At 50.9% G+C, this 22,028-nt stretch carries 22 protein-coding genes and 2 riboswitches; of the genes, 13 read left to right on the top strand and 9 right to left on the bottom strand.

Going from position 1 to position 22,028, the window contains the following annotated elements:
* The first annotated feature begins 162 nt into the window (after positions 1-162).
* The 4 genes from GNP95_RS12255 (at position 163) to GNP95_RS12240 (ending at position 4,824) form a co-directional block, all read left to right on the top strand.
* Positions 163-747 (top strand): TetR/AcrR family transcriptional regulator, encoded by a 585-nt coding sequence (locus tag GNP95_RS12255; RefSeq protein WP_155611144.1) that lies wholly within the window; start codon positions 163-165, stop codon positions 745-747.
* Between the two features lie 93 nt (positions 748-840).
* A complete protein-coding gene (locus tag GNP95_RS12250) occupies positions 841-1,608 on the top strand; it encodes an electron transfer flavoprotein subunit beta/FixA family protein (protein ID WP_155611143.1) in 768 nt (255 codons plus the stop codon).
* A 21-nt stretch (positions 1,609-1,629) separates the two neighbouring features.
* A complete protein-coding gene (locus GNP95_RS12245; RefSeq protein ID WP_155611142.1) occupies positions 1,630-2,604 on the top strand; it encodes an electron transfer flavoprotein subunit alpha/FixB family protein in 975 nt (324 codons plus the stop codon).
* Between the two features lie 396 nt (positions 2,605-3,000).
* Positions 3,001-4,824 (top strand): ABC transporter substrate-binding protein, encoded by a 1,824-nt coding sequence (locus GNP95_RS12240; RefSeq protein WP_155611141.1) that lies wholly within the window; start codon positions 3,001-3,003, stop codon positions 4,822-4,824.
* Between the two features lie 63 nt (positions 4,825-4,887).
* On the opposite strand, the gene GNP95_RS12235 is transcribed toward GNP95_RS12240, so the two are convergent.
* Complete coding sequence (locus tag GNP95_RS12235) at positions 4,888-5,484, bottom strand: nitroreductase family protein (RefSeq protein WP_155611140.1); 597 nt, start codon at positions 5,482-5,484, stop codon at positions 4,888-4,890.
* Positions 5,485-5,678: 194 nt separating this feature from the next.
* Between GNP95_RS12235 and GNP95_RS12230 the strand changes: the two genes are divergently transcribed.
* Positions 5,679-6,833 (top strand): DUF4062 domain-containing protein, encoded by a 1,155-nt coding sequence (locus GNP95_RS12230; protein ID WP_155611139.1) that lies wholly within the window; start codon positions 5,679-5,681, stop codon positions 6,831-6,833.
* Positions 6,830-7,021 carry a hypothetical protein gene (locus tag GNP95_RS12225; protein ID WP_155611138.1) on the top strand — a complete coding sequence of 64 codons (192 nt, stop codon included), beginning with the start codon at positions 6,830-6,832 and terminating at the stop codon, positions 7,019-7,021. The genes GNP95_RS12230 and GNP95_RS12225 overlap by 4 nt, the downstream gene beginning before the upstream one ends.
* Before the next feature lie 89 nt (positions 7,022-7,110).
* Here GNP95_RS12225 and GNP95_RS12220 read toward each other — a convergent pair whose 3' ends face one another.
* Together GNP95_RS12220 and GNP95_RS12215 are read right to left on the bottom strand one after the other, a co-directional pair.
* Entirely contained in the window at positions 7,111-7,425 is a 315-nt protein-coding gene (locus GNP95_RS12220) for a DMT family transporter (RefSeq protein WP_155611137.1), read from the bottom strand.
* Positions 7,425-7,766 carry a DMT family transporter gene (locus tag GNP95_RS12215; protein WP_155611136.1) on the bottom strand — a complete coding sequence of 114 codons (342 nt, stop codon included), beginning with the start codon at positions 7,764-7,766 and terminating at the stop codon, positions 7,425-7,427. The genes GNP95_RS12220 and GNP95_RS12215 overlap by 1 nt, the downstream gene beginning before the upstream one ends.
* 133 nt (positions 7,767-7,899) lie before the next feature.
* Positions 7,900-8,005: riboswitch (guanidine-I (ykkC/yxkD leader) on the bottom strand.
* 166 nt (positions 8,006-8,171) lie between these two features.
* Between GNP95_RS12215 and namA the strand changes: the two genes are divergently transcribed.
* Genes namA through GNP95_RS12200 form a run of 3 tightly spaced genes read left to right on the top strand, consistent with a single transcriptional unit; the run spans position 8,172 to position 10,767 of the window.
* A complete protein-coding gene (gene namA, locus GNP95_RS12210; protein ID WP_155611135.1) occupies positions 8,172-9,185 on the top strand; it encodes an NADPH dehydrogenase NamA in 1,014 nt (337 codons plus the stop codon).
* A gap of 20 nt (positions 9,186-9,205) precedes the next feature.
* Positions 9,206-9,907 (top strand): futalosine hydrolase, encoded by a 702-nt coding sequence (locus tag GNP95_RS12205; RefSeq protein WP_155611134.1) that lies wholly within the window; start codon positions 9,206-9,208, stop codon positions 9,905-9,907.
* Positions 9,904-10,767: a 1,4-dihydroxy-6-naphthoate synthase gene (locus GNP95_RS12200; RefSeq protein WP_155611133.1), complete on the top strand. Its 864-nt coding sequence runs from the start codon at positions 9,904-9,906 to the stop codon at positions 10,765-10,767. The genes GNP95_RS12205 and GNP95_RS12200 overlap by 4 nt, the downstream gene beginning before the upstream one ends.
* Positions 10,768-10,837: 70 nt before the next feature.
* Here GNP95_RS12200 and GNP95_RS12195 read toward each other — a convergent pair whose 3' ends face one another.
* From GNP95_RS12195 to GNP95_RS12185, 3 genes are all read right to left on the bottom strand, one after another.
* The gene (locus tag GNP95_RS12195; RefSeq protein WP_155611132.1) at positions 10,838-11,722 is read right to left on the bottom strand and encodes a radical SAM/SPASM domain-containing protein; all 885 of its coding nucleotides are present in this window, start codon (positions 11,720-11,722) and stop codon (positions 10,838-10,840) included.
* A 37-nt stretch (positions 11,723-11,759) separates the two neighbouring features.
* Positions 11,760-12,275 carry a PCYCGC motif-containing (lipo)protein gene (locus GNP95_RS12190; RefSeq protein ID WP_155611131.1) on the bottom strand — a complete coding sequence of 172 codons (516 nt, stop codon included), beginning with the start codon at positions 12,273-12,275 and terminating at the stop codon, positions 11,760-11,762.
* A 116-nt stretch (positions 12,276-12,391) separates the two neighbouring features.
* The gene (locus GNP95_RS12185; protein WP_155611130.1) at positions 12,392-13,723 is read right to left on the bottom strand and encodes a voltage-gated chloride channel family protein; all 1,332 of its coding nucleotides are present in this window, start codon (positions 13,721-13,723) and stop codon (positions 12,392-12,394) included.
* Between the two features lie 70 nt (positions 13,724-13,793).
* Positions 13,794-13,854: riboswitch (Fluoride riboswitch) on the bottom strand.
* Positions 13,855-13,964: 110 nt separating this feature from the next.
* Between GNP95_RS12185 and GNP95_RS12180 the strand changes: the two genes are divergently transcribed.
* A complete protein-coding gene (locus tag GNP95_RS12180; RefSeq protein WP_155611129.1) occupies positions 13,965-15,089 on the top strand; it encodes a chymotrypsin family serine protease in 1,125 nt (374 codons plus the stop codon).
* Between the two features lie 73 nt (positions 15,090-15,162).
* On the opposite strand, the gene rpoD is transcribed toward GNP95_RS12180, so the two are convergent.
* Entirely contained in the window at positions 15,163-16,059 is an 897-nt protein-coding gene (rpoD, locus tag GNP95_RS12175) for an RNA polymerase sigma factor RpoD (RefSeq protein WP_213588476.1), read from the bottom strand.
* A 235-nt stretch (positions 16,060-16,294) separates the two neighbouring features.
* Positions 16,295-16,450: a hypothetical protein gene (locus GNP95_RS25770; RefSeq protein WP_196427157.1), complete on the bottom strand. Its 156-nt coding sequence runs from the start codon at positions 16,448-16,450 to the stop codon at positions 16,295-16,297.
* 517 nt (positions 16,451-16,967) lie between these two features.
* Here GNP95_RS25770 and GNP95_RS12170 point away from each other — a divergent pair.
* Both GNP95_RS12170 and GNP95_RS12165 read left to right on the top strand, forming a co-directional pair.
* Positions 16,968-17,879 carry a hypothetical protein gene (locus tag GNP95_RS12170; RefSeq protein ID WP_155611128.1) on the top strand — a complete coding sequence of 304 codons (912 nt, stop codon included), beginning with the start codon at positions 16,968-16,970 and terminating at the stop codon, positions 17,877-17,879.
* 229 nt (positions 17,880-18,108) lie between these two features.
* A complete protein-coding gene (locus GNP95_RS12165; protein ID WP_155611127.1) occupies positions 18,109-20,409 on the top strand; it encodes an Ig-like domain-containing protein in 2,301 nt (766 codons plus the stop codon).
* A 93-nt stretch (positions 20,410-20,502) separates the two neighbouring features.
* Here GNP95_RS12165 and GNP95_RS12160 read toward each other — a convergent pair whose 3' ends face one another.
* Complete coding sequence (locus GNP95_RS12160) at positions 20,503-21,135, bottom strand: bifunctional 4-hydroxy-2-oxoglutarate aldolase/2-dehydro-3-deoxy-phosphogluconate aldolase (protein ID WP_155611126.1); 633 nt, start codon at positions 21,133-21,135, stop codon at positions 20,503-20,505.
* Positions 21,136-21,291: 156 nt separating this feature from the next.
* Between GNP95_RS12160 and GNP95_RS12155 the strand changes: the two genes are divergently transcribed.
* Positions 21,292-21,990, top strand: a complete 699-nt coding sequence (locus GNP95_RS12155) for a metal-dependent hydrolase (RefSeq protein ID WP_155611125.1) — start codon at positions 21,292-21,294, stop codon at positions 21,988-21,990.
* Positions 21,991-22,028 lie beyond the last annotated feature (38 nt).

Raw genomic sequence — 22,028 nt, 5'->3', positions numbered from 1 at the left:
GTCAAACTAAGACGACAAGCTTTAGATAGCGTTTACAACCGACTGGACTTCTCGACGATGAACGAACAAACATTGACTTTTCCCATCATTTCCCCTAAGATAAAATCAAAAATGAATGAGCATTCATTCAGTTGGTTTAAATATTAGCATTGAGGTGACCTGATGACAAGTAGAAAACAGGAAAAATTTGAAATGATTTTGGATGCGGCGCAGAAAGTCATTGCCGAGAATGGGTTTCACGGTTCTCAGGTGTCCAAAATCGCGAAGGAGGCCGGAGTAGCGGACGGTACGATTTATTTATATTTCAAGAAGAAGGAAGATATCCTTATCTCTTTGTTTGAGGATCGTCTGGGCAAGCTGGTCGACAGATTCAACAGCAGCATTCAGGAGACCGATACGGCGGAGCAGGCGCTGCGCAAAGTATGCGAGATCCACTTCACCGAACTGGAGAACAACGTCGATCTCGCCTACGTTACCCAAATCGAGCTCCGGCAGAGCTCCATTGAGCTGCGCAAGGCGATTGGCTTATCCGTGAAGCCCTATATTCAGCTGATCGAGCATATTGTACAGAAGGGGATTCATGAGAAATCGTTCCGTCCCGAGCTTGATCCCAAGCTTACGCGCCACCTGATCTTCGGCGCAATGGACGAGGTCGTGACCTCGTGGCTTATTTCCGGAAGGAAATATTCCCTCTCCGCCCAGGTTGACAAGACGGTCGATTTCTTCCTCAAGGCCCTGAGTTCGTAGCGTAGACTGGCTTCGGCTTGGGATATCTGGCGACAAAGGCGGAAAGTACGTATATCAATAACGCGGTCATTCATGTGAAGGAGGAGATACGGTATGAACATTTTCGTGCTTTTGAAGCAAACCTTCGATACCGAAGAGAAAATCGTGATTCAAGACGGGGAAATCTCCGAGGATGGCGTCAAGTTCATCATTAATCCTTACGATGAGTATGCGGTAGAAGAGGCGCTTCGCCTGAAGGAGCTGCACGGCGGCCAGGTCACGGTTGTTTCCGTTGGCCCGCAAAGGTCTGCCGAGGCGCTGCGAACCGCCCTGGCCATGGGCGCAGATGAGGCGGTGCTGATCTCGGATGAGCGAATTCCTTCAGACGAATATAGCCTATCAGTCGTGCTCGCCGCGTATTTGTACAAAGTAACCGCCGATGTTGTGCTCGGCGGCAATTTTTCCGTGGATCAGGGGTCGGGGCAAGTCGCCGTCCGTTTGGCTCGGCTGCTCAATCTTCCCCATGTCTCCTCGGTCACAAAGCTGGATATCGCTGACGGCAAGGCAATGGTGCTCCGGGATGCGGAAGGAGACACCGAGACGATCGAGGTTGCCCTGCCTGCCCTGTTTACGGCGCAGCAAGGATTGAACGAGCCCCGCTACCCTTCCCTGCCCGGAATTATGAAAGCGAAGAAGAAGCCTTTTCACCAGCTTGGACTAAGTGAGCTAGGCTTGTCGGATGCGGAAATCGCCCCCCGCACGGAGCGAATCTCCCTCTCTCTGCCTCCACAGAGACAGGCCGGACAAATTCTGCAGGGCGAGCTGAAGGAACAGGCCGCACAGCTGGTATCCCTGCTGCGTTCCGATGCCAAAGCGATTTAATAACCCAAGGGAGGAATATCGATGAGCAAACATTATGTGGTCATCGCGGAGGTGCGCAGCGGGCAGCTCCGCCAGGTCTGCCTGGAGGCGATCGAAGCGGCACGGCTCACCGCCGAAGAAGGCGATACGATCTCCGCCTTGCTTCTTGGGCATAATTTGTCCGAGCCAGCCAGCCAGCTGTCCCGATACGTATCCGGTCAAGTGCATGTCTTGGATCATCCTGATTTGGAGCATTATTTAGCCGAAACATTTTGCTCCGCCATCATTCCCGTGCTGGAGTCCTTGGAGCCCTGCGCCATTGTCCTTGGCCATACTGCGATGGGACGGGATCTCGCCCCCATGCTGGCCGCCCATTTTCAGGCCGGGCAAATCTCCGATGTGACAGCCATACACAGAAACGGCTCCGAGCTTCTTTTTACACGGCCTGTTTATGCGGGTAAAGCCTTCGAGCAGAAGCGATTCATCAACGGTCCGCATATTATCACTGTACGGCCCAACAACATCCCCCCCGCCGCGGAAGCAGGCTCCCCTGGGGAAATTATTCAGCATGCTTACACAGCTCCCGTCAATCTTAGAACTATAATTAAAGATGTCATTACCAAAGCGTCGGGGCGCGTCGATTTGGCCGAAGCGCAAATCGTCGTCTCCGGCGGCCGCGGCGTGAAGAGCGCGGAAGGCTTTAAGCCGCTCGAACAGCTTGCCGAGGTGCTGGGCGGAGCAGTCGGCGCTTCCCGCGGAGCATGTGATGCCGGATACTGCGATTACGCGCTGCAAATCGGCCAAACCGGCAAAGTCGTCACGCCGCAAATTTACATCGCGTGCGGAATAAGCGGTGCCATCCAGCATTTAGCGGGCATGAGCCACTCCCGGATCATTATCGCCATCAATAAAGACCCGGAAGCCCCGATCTTCAGAATAGCGGATTACGGGATCGTCGGTGACTTATTCGAGGTAGTTCCCCTTTTAACGGAAGAATTCCGCAAGGCGCTCGCTTGAGGTTATCATCTTCATCTTTTACCGATTTCTATATCAAACAAAGACGAGGCGACGACGGGGTTTCCCCGTCGTCGCCTTAGAATTTCACCAAGCTGGCGAAAGAACGCAGCAAGCGAAGTGCTGCCCTCCTCTTCATTGGCCGCCTCTTCAATCCAACGATTCTGCCTTCCTCATTCACTCTGTATTGCTGTGGATGATGATGAAACAACTTCAGATCTCTTTCTAAGCGATATAACTCCTCTGTGTACATTCTCTCCCACCCCTTACTTTTGGACCCTTTATATATATTTCCATTATCTGCTTCAAAATCAGGAAGAAAAAGAGTACACTATTGAACAAGTAATTCCCCTTTTAGAGGAACAAGCCCAATTTATACCGCAATGAGGTGGTATTTTTATGCTAACAGAAGAACGCTATTTGGCATTATTGAATGAATATATCGCGAGGGATGTCCCGGCTGGCTCTGTCATGGACAAGGAAGTCACTTTAAACGAATTGACCAAGCTGTTTCATTGCACAGAGAGGAATGTCAAGCTGATCGTCCGCAAGCTCGAAGAGGAAGAGCTCATTGTATGGCACCCTGGACGAGGACGCGGCAACCGCTCGCGGATCGAGTTCCGCGTTCCGCGAGACGAGTTTCTTCTTCAGTATGCACAGCGCCTGGCCGACAAAAGCGAATACCGGACCGCGTTTGAGGTGCTGAATCAGTATGAGGAGGACCAGGTGGTTCTCGATCAGTTCATGAAGTGGCTCAATGGCCAGTTTGGCTACAGCGAAGAGGAAAATTCCAATTCAGCAGGCTGCATCGATTTGTTCCGCTTGCCGGTATACCGCGCCCCGCTGACGCTTGATCCCGCCAATCTGTTCCATAGCTTTGACGCCCATCTCGCACGACAAATATTCGATCGGCTCGTGCAATACGAATCCGATGAAAATTCGAAGGTCGTACCGATGCTCGCCCATCATTGGGAGAGCAATGATGATGGAACACAGTGGGTTTTTCACCTCCGAAAAGGCGTGCGTTTCCACCATAAACGCGAGTTGACTGCTCATGACGTCGTATTTACCTTTAATCGGCTTCGGAATCGCTCAATGAACGAATGGCTGCTTTTTACAATGGACCGCGTCGAGGCGCTGAACCCGATTACGGTCAAAATCGTTCTGAAGCAGCCCAATTGGCTGCTCCCGCGTATGCTCTGCTCCGCATGCGCGGCGATTTTGCCCGCAGATTTGGTCAGCGAGGATGAAGAGAAATTCTGGAGGATGCCTATCGGCACAGGAGCTTTTCGGCTGACCCATTGGAGTTCGAACCTCATCAACCTTTCCGTGAACACCGAGTATTTCCTAGGAAGGGCCTACCTGGATGCGGTGAACATCGTCATCCTTCCCGAAGAGATCCCCGGTTCTTCCAGGCTGAGATGGGAGAAGCTTATCGACAACGAGGCACGGTTTCCAAGCAAGCCGGAGAAGGATTGGAACCAAATCGAAAGCCTGGGGAAGAACTGCAGCCTGATTAGCTGGAACCGCAACAAACCAGGCCCGCAGCAGTCCTTGTCGTTCCGCCAGGCCGTGAATCTGATTATCGACCGAAGGCAGCTGATTCAAGATGTGGAGCGAGGAGCTCCTGCCCGAGGTTTCTTGCCCCGCGAGGAACGCCTCGCCAGCAGCGCATTCCGGTATGACCGGGACGCCGCCCTGCAGCTGCTTCAGGAATCCGGCTATGACGGAACCCCGCTTGACCTGATTACGACCCTTCATCAGAGCGAGGATGCCAGCTGGTTTGCGGAGCAATGCGCTTCAGTCGGTATAAATGTCCGTATAAATTATGTTACGGTCAGTGAGTGTAGTGACGAAGGCATTGGCGCGGAAGCCGACTGCATATTGACCTGCCTTGCCTTCGCGGATGACGAGGTATGCCAGTTGGAAACTTACCTTCAAAGCCAGAGTTTTATTTATAACCACATGGAGCACAATTTGCGCAGATGGATATTTGGGATTGCCGAGGAAATTTTGGCGACGGCCTCGATCGAGGCGCGCAGTGCTCTTTTTCAGCAAATCGAGTTCCGGCTGCAGGACGAGGCTCAATTTTTGTTTCTCGTTCACCGCAAAATCAATACTTATGTCCACCCCTCCATCCGCGGAATCGGCATTAACCGCCTGGGCTGGATGGACTTCAAGGATATCTGGCTGACCTCGCCAATATGTGATTGCGACGAATAACGGAGTGCAAGAAAAAGGGAAAGCATCTTCAGGATGCCTTCCCTTTTTATGTTTACAGTGCGATTACTTAAATACTTTCAAACGGCTTTCAATCGGATTGAATGGCTTCTCTCCCGGCTCGGCTACTGGTTTGCCAAACGGCATTTGCGCGATCAGCTTCCAGGAAGCCGGAATGTTCCATTCCTGCTGAACCTTCTCGTCGATCAGCGGATTATAGTGCTGCAGCGAAGCGCCAACGCCTTCGTTAGCCAGGGCTGTCCATATTACGAATTGCAGCATGCCCGAAGATTGCTCAGACCACACGGGGAAATTGTCTTTGTACAGCGCGAATTGCTCTTGAAGCCCTTGAATGACTTCTTGATCCTCAAAGAAGAGTACCGTGCCGCGCCCGCTGCGGAATGCAGCCATCTTCTCTTCGGTCGGTCCGAAGCTGTCTGCCGGTACGATTGCTCTCAGCGTTTCTTTCGTAATATCCCACAGCTTGTCGTGCTGCTCACCGAACAGAACGACTACGCGCGCGCTTTGCGAGTTGAAGGATGACGGCGTGTGCAGTACTGCCTCGGCAACGATTTCTTCTACACGTTGATCCGAAATAACCTCTTCCTTGCTAATAGCGTACACACTGCGTCTTACTTTGATTTCGTCCAAAAATTGACTCATGCTGGAATTCTCCTTATCTTTTGAATATTTACTTACTTTTATTTAGTAACACTGTTTTATATATTACATGATGAAAAAAACAAATGCAATAGGAACAATTACTTAACCCATTTATCCTAAAACGACGCTATCTATTCCCATCCAACTCATATATAATGGGAATAAAACCCAACTTGAAGGGGTGACTCACTGGCGTGGCGAGAACTACAGTGTTCATTAGCTCCGTAAATGAGGATGGCCTGAAACCGCTTCGCCGAGCTGCTTTTCGCGAGCTGGTATCCCTCGGTCATGATCCTCTGATGTGGGAGGAAAATCTGGGGCCTTGGCCAGCCCATATCGATTCAATTAAGAAATGCCTTGAAGCGGTTGAGGCATGCGATATTTATTTGCTGTTCCTGGGGAGCAAGTCGGGAACTTACAATGCTCCGTCCGGAATAACGGTAACGCATATGGAATTTATCAAGGCGCATGAGCAGGGCAAGCTTATTCTCGTATTTGCGGATACGGAGATCAAATCCGTTTTTTTCACCATAATCAAACCGCTGATCGACCAGTTTATCGACCAATACATTAATGACGAGGAACGTTTCCCTTCCCCATTACATATTATGGATTTCCTTAGCGCAAATCATACCATCCCTTCCAACGTTGAGCCTTATGTATGGTACTTTCTATACGACATGACCCTCCGCAAAATATACATCGACGATTTGTCGCTGGGCGTACCGATCGACTGGAAGGCTTATTTCAGTGATTTGCTCCGCCGCGGTTCGCTGCTCCTGCCCCTGGAACAATCCATTGAGCAGACTAGCATCAGGCTTGAGCAGTTCGACGAGGCGGTCGATTTGCTGTACCAGCTTATCCCGCAGCTCGAAATTACGGGCCTGCAGCAAAGCGAGGAATTTCTGGAGATCATCAAGTCGCGGATGGCCGGCGGCCGCATTGAGCACAGCTACGGCTCCTATGTTGCAGAGACCGTTGGGTTTTACGGAGATTGCTGCGCGGCTACCTTATATCGGCAGGAGGATGATTATCTCCGGTTAGTTGCCAAGGTAGGCAGCGCGGCAGGGGCAGCTTGCTACAAGCTCGACGATCATAGCTCCTACAACGTGCTTACGTATCATATGGGTGATCAAGAGGAGCAGGTATTTTTCAAAGCGTCAAAGAACATGTTTTATTATTGCATTCGAACGGGTAACTTAGTACTGACCCTTCATTTTCCGGCCGACCCGGATTGGGATTATAAGAAATTCATCCACTACAAAGAAGCCGCAAACGATGCTATAATTAGTAAAAATCCTTTGATGATCGAATTTATCAAGCTGATTCTAGGAGGGATGCAGTCGTGAGCACCGGAGTATTCGTCTCGAAGAACGGAAAAGTTACCGAAGCTATAGGCACCCAGCCTAAGGAAGCGCTGTTGTTCGCTCCTTCCAAGAAGAGCTCCTCGCAAATATTGCGCGAACAGCGAACCGCAATGAAACGCAATAGCAAACGGATCAAAGACCGGTTCAGCGAAGCAACCAAACGGGTCTGACCCGGTTCAATACGCAAATAAAGCGACCGAAGCTCCCTAGTGGGGAGTCCGGCCGCTTTTTTTACGCTAAATGAGGAGGGTTGAATGCTTTACGAGACTAGCTTTAAACCAATGGCAGCCCCTAATACCATCGCTATAAAAAAAATTCTTTTCCAGTCCTTTGACTCGCCATATAGGAACATTCCTAATATCGCTCCGCCAGATGCGCCAATTCCTGTCCAAATTGCATACGCGGTCCCCATAGGTAAGGTTTTCATTGCATAAGCAAGAAATAGAAAACTTGCTCCAAATCCAAGAATTAACAGCGCTACTGACTGCCAGTTACGATCTTTATGCAATTTATTTATCATGGAAACCCCAAACATTTCAAACAAACCTGCTGCGACCAAGGAAGCCCACGCCATTAAGATTCAATCCCTTCTTGACCTTTGTCATTAGTAACTAATTTCAAGCCCATTACCCCTGATAATAAAACCACAATTAAAATTAATTTTGCTAATTTAAATGGTTCACCAAAGAACACGATATCGGAAAAGACAGTTCCAGCTGTACCTAGCCCAACAAAAACTGCATATACAGTTCCAACAGGCAGTTTTCTGCCAGCCATAATCATTAAATAAAAACTAACGATAATAGAAATAACTGTACCCGTCCAAGTCCAAAAGTCATGTGCATGTTTTAATCCAATAACCCAAAAAACTTCAAAAAAAGCAGCAATAACCACTTTTATCCAGTTGTTATTCATTGAACAGCACCTCCGATTGTATTCTTTCCCATACAAAAACAAAAAAACAGCTTGTATCCATGGAACTCTTCCTCCCCTGTGCTCTCATATCTCTCAGGCAGACAAAAGCCCGGAAAGATATCGGCGAATGATATCCTCCCGGGCTTTTGTCCCTCCGTGTCCACAGGATATTTCCTGCGCGTCCTCTCTTGGACCAGGCCGGCTGCTGAAGCTGCCGCGGAACCCTAGAGAACAATTGTGACATATATTTTACAAGATAATGAGCTCATGGTCAACGGGAATGTCGTTCCCTGCCCTTGTTCCCGCAAACTTGTCAACACTTCCCGTATAGTCTAACATAGTTTTCAGAAGGAAAATTGCACCTTCTTTCCATTAGAGAACCATATATAGAAAAGGAGAGTAACCATGACCCAAACCAAATTGTTCTCGCCTTACACCATTAAAAATGTATCTCTAAAAAACCGGATCGTCATGTCGCCGATGTGCATGTACTCCTCCTATAACCGCGACGGCAAAGTCACCGACTGGCATCGGGTGCATTATCCAAGCCGCGCCGCCGGACAGGTTGGCTTAATTATGCTTGAAGCAACAGCCGTGGCGCCTGAAGGGCGGATTTCCTATCAGGATCTGGGCATTTGGAGCGACGAGCATATCGAAGGGCTGCAGGAAATTGTCCGCCTCATCCATCATCACGAGGCCAAAGCAGCAATTCAGCTGGCTCATGCTGGAAGAAAAGCCGAGCTGGAGGAAACAATTATCGCCCCTTCCGCCATTCCCTTCTCAGGCATGAAAACGCCAAAGGAAGCTTCCATAGACGATATTGCTCATGTCGTTGCATCTTTTAAAGATGGGGCGCGCCGTGCCAAGGCAGCCGGGTTCGATATCATCGAAATTCATGGCGCGCATGGCTATTTGATCAGCGAGTTCCTCTCTCCGCTTGCGAACAAGCGCAGCGATGAATACGGCGGCAGCGCAGATAATCGTTATCGCCTGCTGCGCGAAATTATCGAAGCGGTAAAAACGGAATGGAGCGGCCCAATCTTCGTACGCGTTTCCGCGAATGAGTATCATGAGGAAGGCAACTCCCTAGAGCAATATATTCAATTCGCTGCGCACATGAAAGAACAGGGAGTGGATCTGATCGATTGCAGCTCTGGCGGGATCGTACCAGCTTCCATCGACGTATATCCCGGCTATCAGGTCAATTTGGCCGATCGGATTAGAAACGAAGCCGGCATCGCAACCGGAGCAGTCGGCCTTATTTCCAGCGGCCTGCAGGCCGAAGAAATCCTCGGCAACGGCCGGGCTGATCTTATTTTCATCGGCCGGGAACTGCTGCGCAATCCGTATTGGCCGCTGAACGCAGCGAAGGAGCTGGGTGCTGAAATCGAGCGTCCTCAGCCGTATCATCGCGCATAAGAGAAGGAGTGACTAGCAGCATGGATCATGACAATAACTCCAAGAAAAACAATTTCCCTCGTCCTCGCCGCGTACTCATCATGACTGCGGTCGAAGCGGAACGGGATGCGGTGCTTCGCGGATTAAACGGCGCGCCCGGAATTGAAGTGCGGCTGGCAGGCGTCGGCCCAATCGCGGCTGCGGCCAATACAGCGGCAACGCTTGCTTCAGAAGACGGGGCGATGCCCTATAATTTGGTGATCAGCGCTGGCATCGGCGGCGGATTTACCGGCATAGCAGACATCGGCTCCATCGTCATCGCAACCGATATTATCGCTGCCGACTTGGGCGCTGAATCGCCGGAGGGCTTCTTGAGCCTGGACGAGCTCGGCTTCGGCTCCTCGCGCCTCAAAGCCGATGAGCACTTGTCGAGCCAATGGGCGCAGGCCGTTCTGAAATCTGGGCTTGCCGCCTGCACAGCGCCTGTTCTGACCTTGTCCACCGTTACAGGATCGGCAGCGACAGCAGAGCATCTCAGCCATCGCATTCCGGGAGCCGCTGCGGAGGGAATGGAAGGTTACGGCGTAGCCTTAGCAGCACATCATCGAAATCTGCCCGTGCTGGAAATCAGGGCCATCTCCAATCCGGTCGGCCCTCGCCAGCGCGAGCTGTGGAAAATCGGCGATGCCCTATTAGCCTTGGAACGAGCTTGTTCCTTATTGCCGGAGGTACTGGAATTATGAAAATAGCTTTTTCTCCCTGTCCGAACGATACTTTCGTGTTTCATGCCTGGGCGCATGGCTGCATTACCGGAGCGCCCGAGCTGGACATTACCTATGCGGATATCGATGTAACCAACGGTCTTGCCGCCAGCGGCAAGGGCCCCGATGTATTGAAGATTTCTTATGCCGCCCTCCCCTGGGTGCTTGATGAATATGCGCTTATTCCCTGCGGAGGCGCACTTGGCCGCGGCTGCGGACCGCTAGTGCTGACCGCTGGAGACAAATCTGCCGCTGGCTCGGGGTATGATACGGCGGCAGCCGACCCTTCCATGCTGTCTGGGCGGCGCGTCGCCGTTCCGAGTGAGCGTTCCACGGCTTACCTGCTTTTCCGGTTATGGGCCGCACAAGCGGTTCCTGGCGGCGTAGGCGAAATCGTAGTCATGCCCTTCAACCAGATTATGCCTGCAGTCCGCGACGGCCAGGTCGACGCCGGACTCGTCATCCACGAAGCCCGCTTTACTTATCCTGCGTATGGGTTAACGCTAATGCGAGATCTCGGCAGCTGGTGGGAAGACGATACCGGCCTGCCGATCCCTTTAGGAGCCATTATCGCCCGCCGCTCTCTTGACCTGGCGGCCATTGCGAACTGGACGCGGCAATCGGTGCAATATGCCTGGGCTCACCCGGAAGCGTCGCGGGAATATGTCATGAGCCATGCGCAGGAAATGTCGCCAGAAGTGACCGACGCGCATATCAACCTGTACGTAAACCGTTATACGGAATCGCTAGGAGAGGATGGATATGCAGCTGTTACTGCGCTCCTTAGCCGTGCAGCACGCGAAGGGCTCGTACCCGAGATAGCCCCCAGCCTGCTCCGTTAGAAACAATACAAATAGCCGATCAGTAACAGGAACTAATGCCTGACGCTGATCGGCTATTGTTATAGGATTGCTACGGTCTGCCGCCAAACCGCTTCCGGTAGCCGCATTTGCGGCATAACTCCTCCACGGCGGTTCTGCGTGAGAAACCTTCATAAAGCCGGGTTGCCCGCTCTCCTTCGATGATGTCGGAGAACGGCGTCTGATAGACGTTGCCTAAATTAATTACGCCTTCCCCATCCAAACAGCATGGAATGACCGTGCCATCCACGAGAATGCCCGCTTGATTCCGCAGCGCATGGCAGAAGCCCTGACCATCGTCCTCCTCCGCCCGTAAATCCGGCCAGTCAAACTCGTGATCCTGGTTCAAGTACACCCGGTCGGCAAGCTTGAAACCACCTCCAGGCACGACTCTCTCCTCGATTTGATAGTCAAGCCCGAACTCTTTCTCGATCATTTCCAATGTTGCCCGGTTGCGGCTCCGCTGTAAATTGGTCTCGTTGTTCTTATCCAAATTCCACAGACGGAACGAAACAATCAAGTCAGAGGTACTGACCGCCTCCCGCACGAAGGACAATATATTTTCGATATACCCTTCGCGGTCCGTCGAACCCTCATGACCATCAAAGCTGTGCAGCGAGAAGTTCATTTGTCTCAAAGCAGGCTTGTTGATGATTTTGGGCCAGGCTTTGCGAATCAACGTTCCGTTCGTCGTAATATTCACCTTAAGGCCCTTCTCATGGCTTAAATCAAGCAGCTGGTCGATCTTCGGATGCAGCAGGGGCTCACCTTTGACATGCAAATAAATATAGTCGGTGTGCGGTTTTACTTCGTCCAGTACTTTTGCGAAATCCTCAACCTTGATGAACTGGGATTTCCGTTCCGTAGGCGGACAGAAGCTGCAAGCCAAATTGCAGATGCTGGTCGTTTCAATATAGAACTTTTTGAATTTTTTCATCTTGTTTTATTCCTACTTGTCTCATATTATTTGCGACTTATGACGGAAACGGCGTATCCGTCGGCTTTGCGTAGCCCTCCCGATACTTGTCGTCGATCCATGTACGAATATCCGCGGCCGATTTGCCAGTCTGCTGCAGCTGAATCGATTCTACGGCAATTTCCAGACATACGTTGCATTTTGTCCCGTGGTCATCCCAGACGATTGAGCCGTCCTCCTTCAGCTCGTGAATGAAGCAGTCCCGATTGCTGCGATGACCTGCCGAATCCCCGCAGCCGCAATAACAGGGCATTCCGTCCAGCAGCTCAGGATGCTCACTGACAGCTTTGTACACGAGAACGACATTTTCATGCTGACCCTCCAAAAAAGAAGGCAGGATCTCCCGGCTAGCCGTCCGTTCCTGGAAGTCTCCGCTAGCGGTAATATGTAACTCACCATGCTGCATTTGATTCGTATCAGTTCCGCCGGCTGTGCCCTTGCTCCCACCGCCGCAGGCGGTTAACGAAAGTAATAGAAGCGTAGACGCCAGCAGCGTAGCAAACGCTTGTCTCATCGTTCTAAGTCCTCCATTCATTTCAAGAAAATATGATTATAATTACAAAATCGCTAGCTCTATTTTATCTCAAATGGAATGAAACGCCTAATAAAATATGCCTCGCTGTATTCCCCTTACCGCCTTGCCCTATCGCTATCCAGTCTCGTATCGGGCGGAATGCTCAGCAGCGAACTTTTGGAGGCGCCGATTTGCTGGGAGCTGTAGATGCCGCTATGACCCGAGAATACATAACTGACCAGGCAGGCAATGAACATGTATAACGCCCCCTCCGATCCAAATAACTCAATCCCCATTATGAAGCAGGCCACAGGTGTATTGGCAGCCCCGCAGAAGACCGCGATGAAACCAAGAGCCGCCAGAAACGGGCCATGGAGATGAAGCCAACCAGACAGACTGTGCCCCAAGCTGGATCCAATCGCGAAAAGCGGCGTCACCTCTCCTCCCTGAAAGCCCGAGCCCAGTGTGACCGAGGTGAACAGCAGCTTGCCCAGAAAAGCAAACGGCGAAACTCCCTCGCCAAAGGAATCGGCAATTAGGGGCAGGCCAAGCCCTAAATAATCCCGGGTTCCTGCCGCATAGACCATAACGATGATAAGACCTCCTCCTAGCGCAGTCTTCAACACTGGATTCGGGACTGCACGGCTGAAGGCAGTTTTTAAATAGTGGGTCAATTTACTGAATAGCAGGCTTGTCAGCCCAAACAGGATGGATGCGGCTATGACCTTCAACAGCACCATGCCGGATAAAGCCGGAATTTGCCCGATTTGATACGTATGGTGCTGAACTCCCCACAAATTAACCGTCGTCAAATGGCCAACGAAACTCGCGGCAAAACAAGGAACAAGCGCCCGATAGCTGATCAGCCCGAGCACAGCCACCTCTAGTCCGAACATCGTTCCCGCCAGCGGCGTGCCAAATACAGAGCCGAAGCCTCCGCTTATCCCGCACATTAACAGGATTCGGCGGTCCAGCGGATCCAGCCTAACGAGCCTGCTCAACGAATCGGCCAGGCTTCCCCCCATTTGTACGGCTGTTCCTTCCCGGCCAGCTGAACCGCCTAGCAAATGGGTGACCAAAGTTCCAAACAGTACAAGCGGGGCCATTCGGAGGGGGATGCGTTCGTTTCCGTTCTGGATTTGCTCCAGAATGAGATTATTGCCTTTGGCGCTGTTTTTGCCCCATTTCATATACGCATAGCTTACTAACGCCCCCCCAAGCGGAAGCAGCCATAGCAGCCAGGGGTGCATATACCGCCAATCCGTAACAGCATCAAGGCTGATCAGAAAAAAGGCGGAAGCCGTACCGGTAAGCAGTCCGACAACACTCCCAAGCAGTATCCATTTTATGAATGAGCCAGGAAAAGCTGCTAAATTCTTTATTTCCCCGATGAGATGGCCGCCCTTTGTTCGCTCATTATTTCGAGGCGATGATTCTTCACCCGACATAAACTTAATCCTCCTAGCAGATTAAACTGGTTAATGAACAAAGACTCCTACCGGTGCGCAGGCAAAATACGCACTGATAGGAGTCATTAGCCTCATTGGCGGTTATGGCGAACTCCATCGCCTTCGCTTTTTAGTTGGAATCATTGTATATCAATTTGCTCCCCGTAGTCAATCGTCCCCCAAACCAAACCCTAATTCCCGGCATAAGATACAAGAAACCAAAGAGAAAAGGTGATTTCCATTGGCAAGCTTCCGCAAAGCGTATCAAATAAAGCAGCGATTATCCGCAAATATACTGAAGCGGCACGGTGTTCATGGCATTGGCGTTGGACTATCCGATCCCCGCCGTCCGGGCAAGGGCGCAGCAATTATTCTCTATGCCAACGCTCTGGCGGCAACCGCTAAATCCAATCAAAAGGCCTCGTCCAAACGAAAACCCATAAATTGCGCCAAGCTGCAGACCAAATTGGGCGTGCCAGTCCGCATTGTTCGTTCGGCTGGCTTTCATAAACACAGCAGCTCAGAAAGCATTCGGTTCAGAAGAAGAATCCGGCCGGTCATCGCGGGTTACAGTGTCGGAACCCCTGGGGCTTCCGGTACAGCCGGACTGATCGTGACCAAGAGAAAATGCGGCCAGAAACGCTTCTTGCTCAGCAATAATCATGTACTCGTGAACGAGAACAGCAACCGCTGCTCCAAAACACTCCAGCCAGGAGGCGCCGACGGTGGAACGGTACGCACGGATCGCATCGGAGAACTGCATCGTTTCGTAAGATTAAGCAAGAAAAAGAACAACTACCTAGACGCAGCGATGGCCAAACCGCTTCGCCCCGCGCTGCTCAGCCCCCGTTACGCCGTGTTCGGAACCGTTCCGGGCCATCTGCGCTCCTATCGTGTAGGAGACAGGTTCAAGAAGGTCGGCCGTACGACGGGAATAAGAACCGGACGCGTAGAATCGATCCATACTGATATTCGCGTCGGCTACGGTTCATACGGCAATCTAGGGACAATTACTTTCAAGAACCAGAGCGTTATTCGCGGAAATCGGCCCGTCTCCTTAAGTGGAGACTCCGGCTCCGTATGGCTAACCCGCCGCGGAAACTTGGCAGCCGCGGTCAATTATGCCGGCTCTGCCGATGGATTTCTTTCGATTTCGTATCCGATTGAATGGTTCATGCAGGTGTTCGGTACAAGGGTAGCCACCCCGTCAGGCCATCACCGGCGGAAATGTCATGTCCTGCACCGTCCAGGCCGGAGACGGCTGCGAAACTATGCCTTTACGCAGCCTTTGCCGCCTATGCTGCTGCGCGCAATCAGGCCTATTACCGCCGAGCACTGTCCTCCTAAGTGCCGCCGTAGCCGTTAAAACAAAAGGGAGCTTCCTTGATTTGAACTCAAGCGAAAGCTCCCTTCATCTCATATGGTCAAACGATAAGCTATTATTCCATGAAATCCTTCAAACGCTTGCTGCGGCTTGGATGTCTCAGCTTACGAAGCGCTTTGGCCTCGATTTGTCTGATCCGTTCCCGGGTCACGCCGAACTCCTTGCCTACCTCTTCAAGCGTACGCGTCCGTCCATCATCCATCCCGAAACGCAGACGAAGCACATTCTCCTCACGTTCAGTCAGCGTATCCAGCACTTCCTCCAGCTGCTCTTTCAGCAATTCGTACGCTGCAGCATCCGCCGGCGCAAGTGCATCCTGATCTTCAATAAAATCACCCAGATTGGAATCATTTTCTTCTCCAATCGGCGTCTCTAATGAAACAGGCTCCTGGGCGATCTTCATGATTTCCCGAACCTTCTCCGGGGTAAGATCCATTTCCTTGGCGATTTCCTCGGGAGTCGGCTCACGCCCGATCTCTTGAAGAAGCTGGCGGGAAACGCGGATCAGCTTATTTATGGTCTCTACCATATGAACTGGAATCCGAATCGTTCTGGCCTGATCGGCGATGGCTCTCGTAATGGCCTGGCGAATCCACCATGTAGCATAGGTACTGAATTTGAAACCTTTTTTGAAATCGAATTTTTCGACGGCTTTAATAAGCCCCATGTTCCCTTCCTGAATCAAATCGAGGAACACCATTCCCCTGCCGACATATCGGCGGGCAATACTAACGACGAGACGCAGATTGGCTTCGGCCAGTCTGCGTTTGGCTTCTTCGTCCCCTTGCTCTATTCGCTTCGCCAGTTCGATTTCTTCTTCCGCCGACAAGAGCGGGACTCTGCCGATTTCCTTCAAATACATGCGGACAGGATCATCAATCTTTATACCTGGCGGCAGCGTCAGGTCATCCGTATATTCTGATTCAGTATGAAGCTTCAAATCCTCTGTCACGATTCAGACCCCCACCCATGAATTGACATACAACTTATCTCGATCTATATTTGGTTTGACAATTGCCAGCTTTTATGCTATTATAAAAGCGATCTAAAAAATCGTTACTTCTATTTGACTATCCGTCATTTTAACACATAAATAATAATTAATCAATCAATAGTTTTGCTTAATTAGTGCAAACAACGCTGATCCCTGACGGGTCGGCGTTTTTTAATGGGTAACGATTTTAGGATCAGCGAATCAACCCTAATTCTCGGGCCTGTTCCTCCGTTAAAATGAACTGTTCCTTGTCCCATACCTCATCATCCTTATCCAAACCGAATGCGCTCCTCACTTTCGGCCAGATTCCTTTCTCCATCGCCTCGCTCTGCGTGATGATAATTTTCATGCCAGGATAGCTCCTTTTTCCGAGGTCTTTTATACCTATATATTTAAATTTTTAATAATAGTTTAGCCAATATATCGGTTTTGAAACAGTGATTTGCATGCCTAAATCGACTTCTAAGTACTCCCTTCCAATTGTAATCGCTTACAAAAAATTATCGTAAACATTACAGGAACAAGTTCCCTATAGGCGTACAGCCTCTTTACCGTGCACTGGCTATATGTATGTCATCCTATTTTCGTTGAAAAATTACTTCTTTCAAACCTGAATAAATACCCAAAAAGTAGGCAGATGAAACGATAATTCCTAAAAATCATACTAAAGAACTAGACAAATTTCGACAAAATTATCATTTTATATGATATAGTGCATTTATAACCAATTCTTTCATGTATTTTTCATACGGTAAAGAAAAAATAGGAGGTAGGGCCTGGAAGTAACACATATCATGAAATCATTTCATCTTCCCGCCACCATAGTCCTATTTTGTGAATAATTTATTATTAAGGAGCTGGACAACATGAGTTTACCTGCAAATCCTTCTCTCCGGCGTCTCTTCTTCTTGCTCATCGCAAGCATGATCATATTCGGTACTATAACTGCTCCCTCTGCAACCAAGGCCGCTGCAACCGGCAAGCTTCCCAAAGCCACATGGCTGTGGAATACTAAACTGATCGAAACGCAGACCGAAGAGCTTCTGGCATTTTCCGCTTCAGAAGGCATCCGCATGATTTATTTGCAAATCAGCACACGTGTAGACATCCCTCATTACAAGCAATTCATCTACAAAGCAAATGCGCTCGGCATCCAGGTTCATGCCTTGAACGGAGCACCGAACTGGGCGCTGGAGTCTAACCGCTCTCAACTGACAAGCTTCATGAACTGGATTCGCAGCTATCAAGCGTCGGCTGTTGAAGAAGAACAATTTACGGGCGTTCATGTGGATATTGAACCTTATCTTTTGCCCGAGTGGAAGAACGACATCAATAACGTCATTAAGCAGTGGCAGTCCAATGTAAAATATCTTACTCAGGAGGCCGCAAACCTGAAGCTGCCGATCGCTGCCGATTTGCCTTTCTGGTTAGATAAATATGCGGCAAGCGATTCAGAAATGTCATTAAGCTCCTGGATGATCTCCCAATTTGATTCTGTGACCCTGATGTCTTACCGCGATAGCGCCGATGCCGTCATTAAACTGGCCAAAGAGGAGCTCCAGGAGGCGGAGAAATTGAACAAGCGCATATATACCGGCGTAGAGACCAAGTATTCTTCGGAAGGCAATCAGGTATCCTTCTACGAGGAAGGATACGACTATATGAATACACAGCTGCTCTATCTGGATCAGCTCGGCAGAGCTTACAGCTCGTATGCGGGCATCGCCGTTCATGACCTCGTCGGAATGATGGAAATGGCTCAACGCAGCAAGCCGTAGTCTGCTGTTCATCCTAAACATTAAAGCCTGCCTCACCTTGAAGCTCTCTCCAATTTTGGAATGATCCATATTCATCCAAAAGCGGAAAGAGCTTTTTTGGATATCCTGAGCTGTAATATGGTCGATTTAAGGCCGTTGCTCTTCTAAATTTTTAACCGCTACAATGGATGCTGTAAACGTTTACAAATATTGGAGCGGTGTTGATCCCGCGGAAAGAGAGGGATTCACGATGTCATGTCATGCGACAGGCAGGAAGTCACGCGTCCTCCCTTTGCTCTTCAAATGGCTGGTCATGATGCTCGTCGTCGGTATTATGCCGTTGTTCCCCATTCATCAGCTTCCGGCAGCCCGGGGCCTTTCGCAAATCACGATCGATTCCCATAGCGATGGGACGCAAGTAGAAGCAGGCCAGGTCATCATTTCCGGGCATTATACGGACGTCTACGATATCAAGCTGATCGTGAACGGACGGGAACAGCTCGATACGCACATGAGCAATTTGAGCGGAACCGAGACAGGCACATGGTATGCCGAGCTGGACACCAGCCGGTACCACGGCGAAATCAACCTCGTGGCACGTGGACTGGACAGCGTTACCAGATACGGAGTAACAACCCCGGTCAAACGGATCGAGGTGGATAATCCAATCTCCTCCCCTCCCCTAGTACGCATTGATCAGCCGCTTGACGGCTCCCTCGTCGAAGGACAAATATCCGTAGCCTTATCCGTCTACGCTTTAAATCCTGTGCAAACGGTAGAAGTCAGGTTGAACGGCGGTTCATGGAATGCCGCGAGCGGTTCCGGGGAGATCTACGAGTATATGTGGGATGCCGATTCAGCTCCAAACCGCACCTCAAGTATCGAGGCCAGAGCTATCGACCAATTCGGGAATATCGGCCGCAGCTTGACGGTTTACGTAAAGAACGGAGAAGTGATCCCGGAAGAGATTGTGTTGGAGCGGCAGGACCGGGCCATATGGATTTGGGAAAAAGCCGCCTATAACTTATTTCTCAACCCAGGATCGCGCAGCGCTCTTAAGGCTTTTGCAGACGATACGGCTACCTTCGGCTCCGATTCGGTAACGACCTTCTATCTGGGCGTATTCCCATATGAAGGCATCGACATCCTGGAGGATGAACCCGGCAAAGTCAGGGATTTCTTAGCTTGGGCTCACGATAACGGCTTTAAAGTCCATGCCTGCATCGCCGGCGGTACGGTCCCTCCCTATTTCGGAGCATTAACCCCCTATCACGAGCTGGCGATCCGTGAAATGGAAAAGGTGATAAATTACAACCTGTCGTCAGCTCCTAACGAGCAATTCGACGGCGTAAACGTAGACATCGAACCGTATATCCTGCCGGACTTCAGACTGCAAAAGCCCTCCGTTCAGCTTCAGTATCTCGATATTATGGAACAGCTAATAGCTCGTAGAGATACTGCTGGAATCGCCTTGCCGTTCGGTCCGGCCATCCCTAGGTGGTTTGACAGTAACGACCCGGCCAAAGATATTACATGGAACGGACAATCGAAATGGCTGTCCGAGCATATTCAGGACATGAGCGATTATATTACAATCATGGACTATCGCGATAGCGCGGAAGGCAGCGCCGGTATCATCGCCCATGCTCAAGGCGAAGTCGATTATGCCAATTTGATCGGCAAGCCGAATTCGGTCGTGATTGGTGTAGAAACGCTTGATATTGCCAACAGCGGAGACCCGGAAACCATTACCTTTCGGGAGGAGGGCCGGACATATATGGAGAGCGAGCTAGATAAGGTCTATGCCTGGTTCAGCGGGAATCCCGCCTTCGGGGGTATCGCCATGCATCATTATGATTCAATTCGCTGGCTGCCTTCAGCTTGGGGACCAGGCGGAGTAAAGTGGGCGGTAACGCCTGAAGATGTGACTCCGCCGACCGCCGTGAACGAACAGCCATTCGCCGAAACCTTCGACTACCAGAGCATTATCCTCCAATACGGCAGGGCATTCGACGATTCGGATATTGAGGAATACGTCATTTACCGCAGCACTGATCCCGATTTCGAACCTGATTCCGTCAACATCGCTGGCCAGTCCCGCAACCTGACTTATAAAGACCGCGGCCTGCTGCCTGATACGACATACTACTACAAGATTGCGGCCAAAGACATTAGCGGCAACGTCGGTCCCGCTTCCGAAATTGCTTCGGCCACGACCTCCAGCACAAGCCTCCGTCCGATGATCATTAGCGGAATGAATATCGTCCGCGAGGGTACGCGTTCAAAAGTGACGCTAAAAGTGTGCGATTACGAAACGGGTGAACAAATCGCCGCCAGAGTTTACGGGCGCTTCACCTTCAATGGAGGCAAATACGTCGAACTAGCGCCTGATGCAAGCGGTATGCTGTACGCCCATTCGGAAGCATTGCCTGACGCCGCAGGAGAAGTCGGCTTCTGGCCGCAGCGAGTTCTATCGGGCAACTACTACTGGGCCAGCGCTTACGACCACCCGCGATCCACTGCAGTGACCGTAAGCTGGCCCGCTCCGTAAGCGGATCCTGAACACAACCAAGCTCCCTCGGCTAATGTCAAGGGAGCTTGGTTGGTGTGCTTTATAGTTGAAGCAGCTTCTTTTCATTTATCGTCAACCCCGCCGGGCCGCCTGTACGAGCAATGCTGCATTCCGCTCGATTTCATCAAAGCGGCCTTCTTTTACGAGATCCATGTTGACGATGCTTCCGCCAAGTCCGACCGCGGTCGCTCCCGCCTGAATAAACTGATGAATATTATCCAGCCGGACGCCTCCGGTCGCGATCATCGGAATATGGCTAAGCGGAGCCCGAATTTCGCGTAAATAGGCGAGCCCCATGGAGGCCATGGGAAATATTTTTACCGCAGTTGCTCCCGCATTCCAAGCCCTGACGATCTCGCTCGGCGTCATTGCGCCTGGATAAACGTCAATCGATTGTTCACGCGCATAGTTCACGACAGCTTCATCCAAATTCGGTGCGATTAGATATTCTGCCCCTGCGGACACGGCTTCCTTGGCCATGTTCACATCCAGGACCGTGCCGGCTCCGATGCGCATCCGGTCGCCATACTGCTCGCGCCAGCGCGAAATCATGCCTAAAGCACCATCGCTGTTCAACGTAGCCTCCACAAACACTACTCCAGCACGATCCAGAGCCGCAATCAATCCGTCTGCCCGTTCATCGGGTACATGGCGAAGAATGGCGATGATCCTCTCTTGTTTCAGTTGCTCAAACGCAGTGCTCATTCTGCTCCCCCTCTCGTCTTCAAAACGTAGCATGTTCGAGTCCCGAATACAATACTATCCTTTATGATTTTGGCATAAATTAGTTGAAATGTGACTCCAGTGCCCAAGTCAGTTATAATTTAGTAGGGATTCGACTACGTTTATTGAGGTGATAAAATGAAGCTGACCTATTTAGGACATTCTACCGTTCACATCGACACTGGCGAACATAAACTGATCATCGACCCGTTCCTGACGGGCAACCCGGTCGCCACGGTTTCCGCTGAAGAAATTGAGGCCGATTTCGTACTGCTGACGCATGGCCATTCCGACCATATCGGCGACGCAGAGGCTATTGCTCGGAACAATCAATGCCCGATCATTGCCATTGTGGAATTAGCGAACTATTTTGCAGCCAAAGGACTGGAAACGACGGGCATGAATCTTGGCGGCTCCTTCGCGTTTCCATTCGGTAAGTTGAAATTCACTCCGGCCTTGCACAGCTCCTCAGTAGAGGTAGATGGCACGAATGTCTATCTTGGAAATCCCGCAGGGATATTGCTGGAGCTGAATGGGTTTACCATCTATCACGCTGGAGACACGGCTCTGTTCACCGACTTGCAGCTGATTGGCACGCGCCACCGGGTCGATTTGGCCTTTATCCCGATTGGCGATTTCTTTACGATGGGGCCAGAAGATGCTTTGACCGCAGCGGAATGGGTCAGCGCCCGCCATGTCGTGCCTATTCATTATAATACCTTCGGTCTGATCCGGCAGGATGGCGATCTGTTCGTCAGCGAACTCAGCAAGCTAGGCATAACGGGACATGCGCTGAAGCCCGGAGAAGAGCTGCACCACCATCAGTTAAGTTTATAATAGAAAACAGCCCCTAGCTCCCGTTCCCCGGCAGCCAG

Origin of the sequence: Paenibacillus woosongensis, assembly GCF_009725165.1 — a bacterium.
Classification (GTDB): domain Bacteria; phylum Bacillota; class Bacilli; order Paenibacillales; family Paenibacillaceae; genus Fontibacillus; species Fontibacillus woosongensis.
The sequence above is the reverse complement of the archived record's forward strand: the minus strand, read 5'-3'. Positions and strand labels throughout refer to the sequence as shown.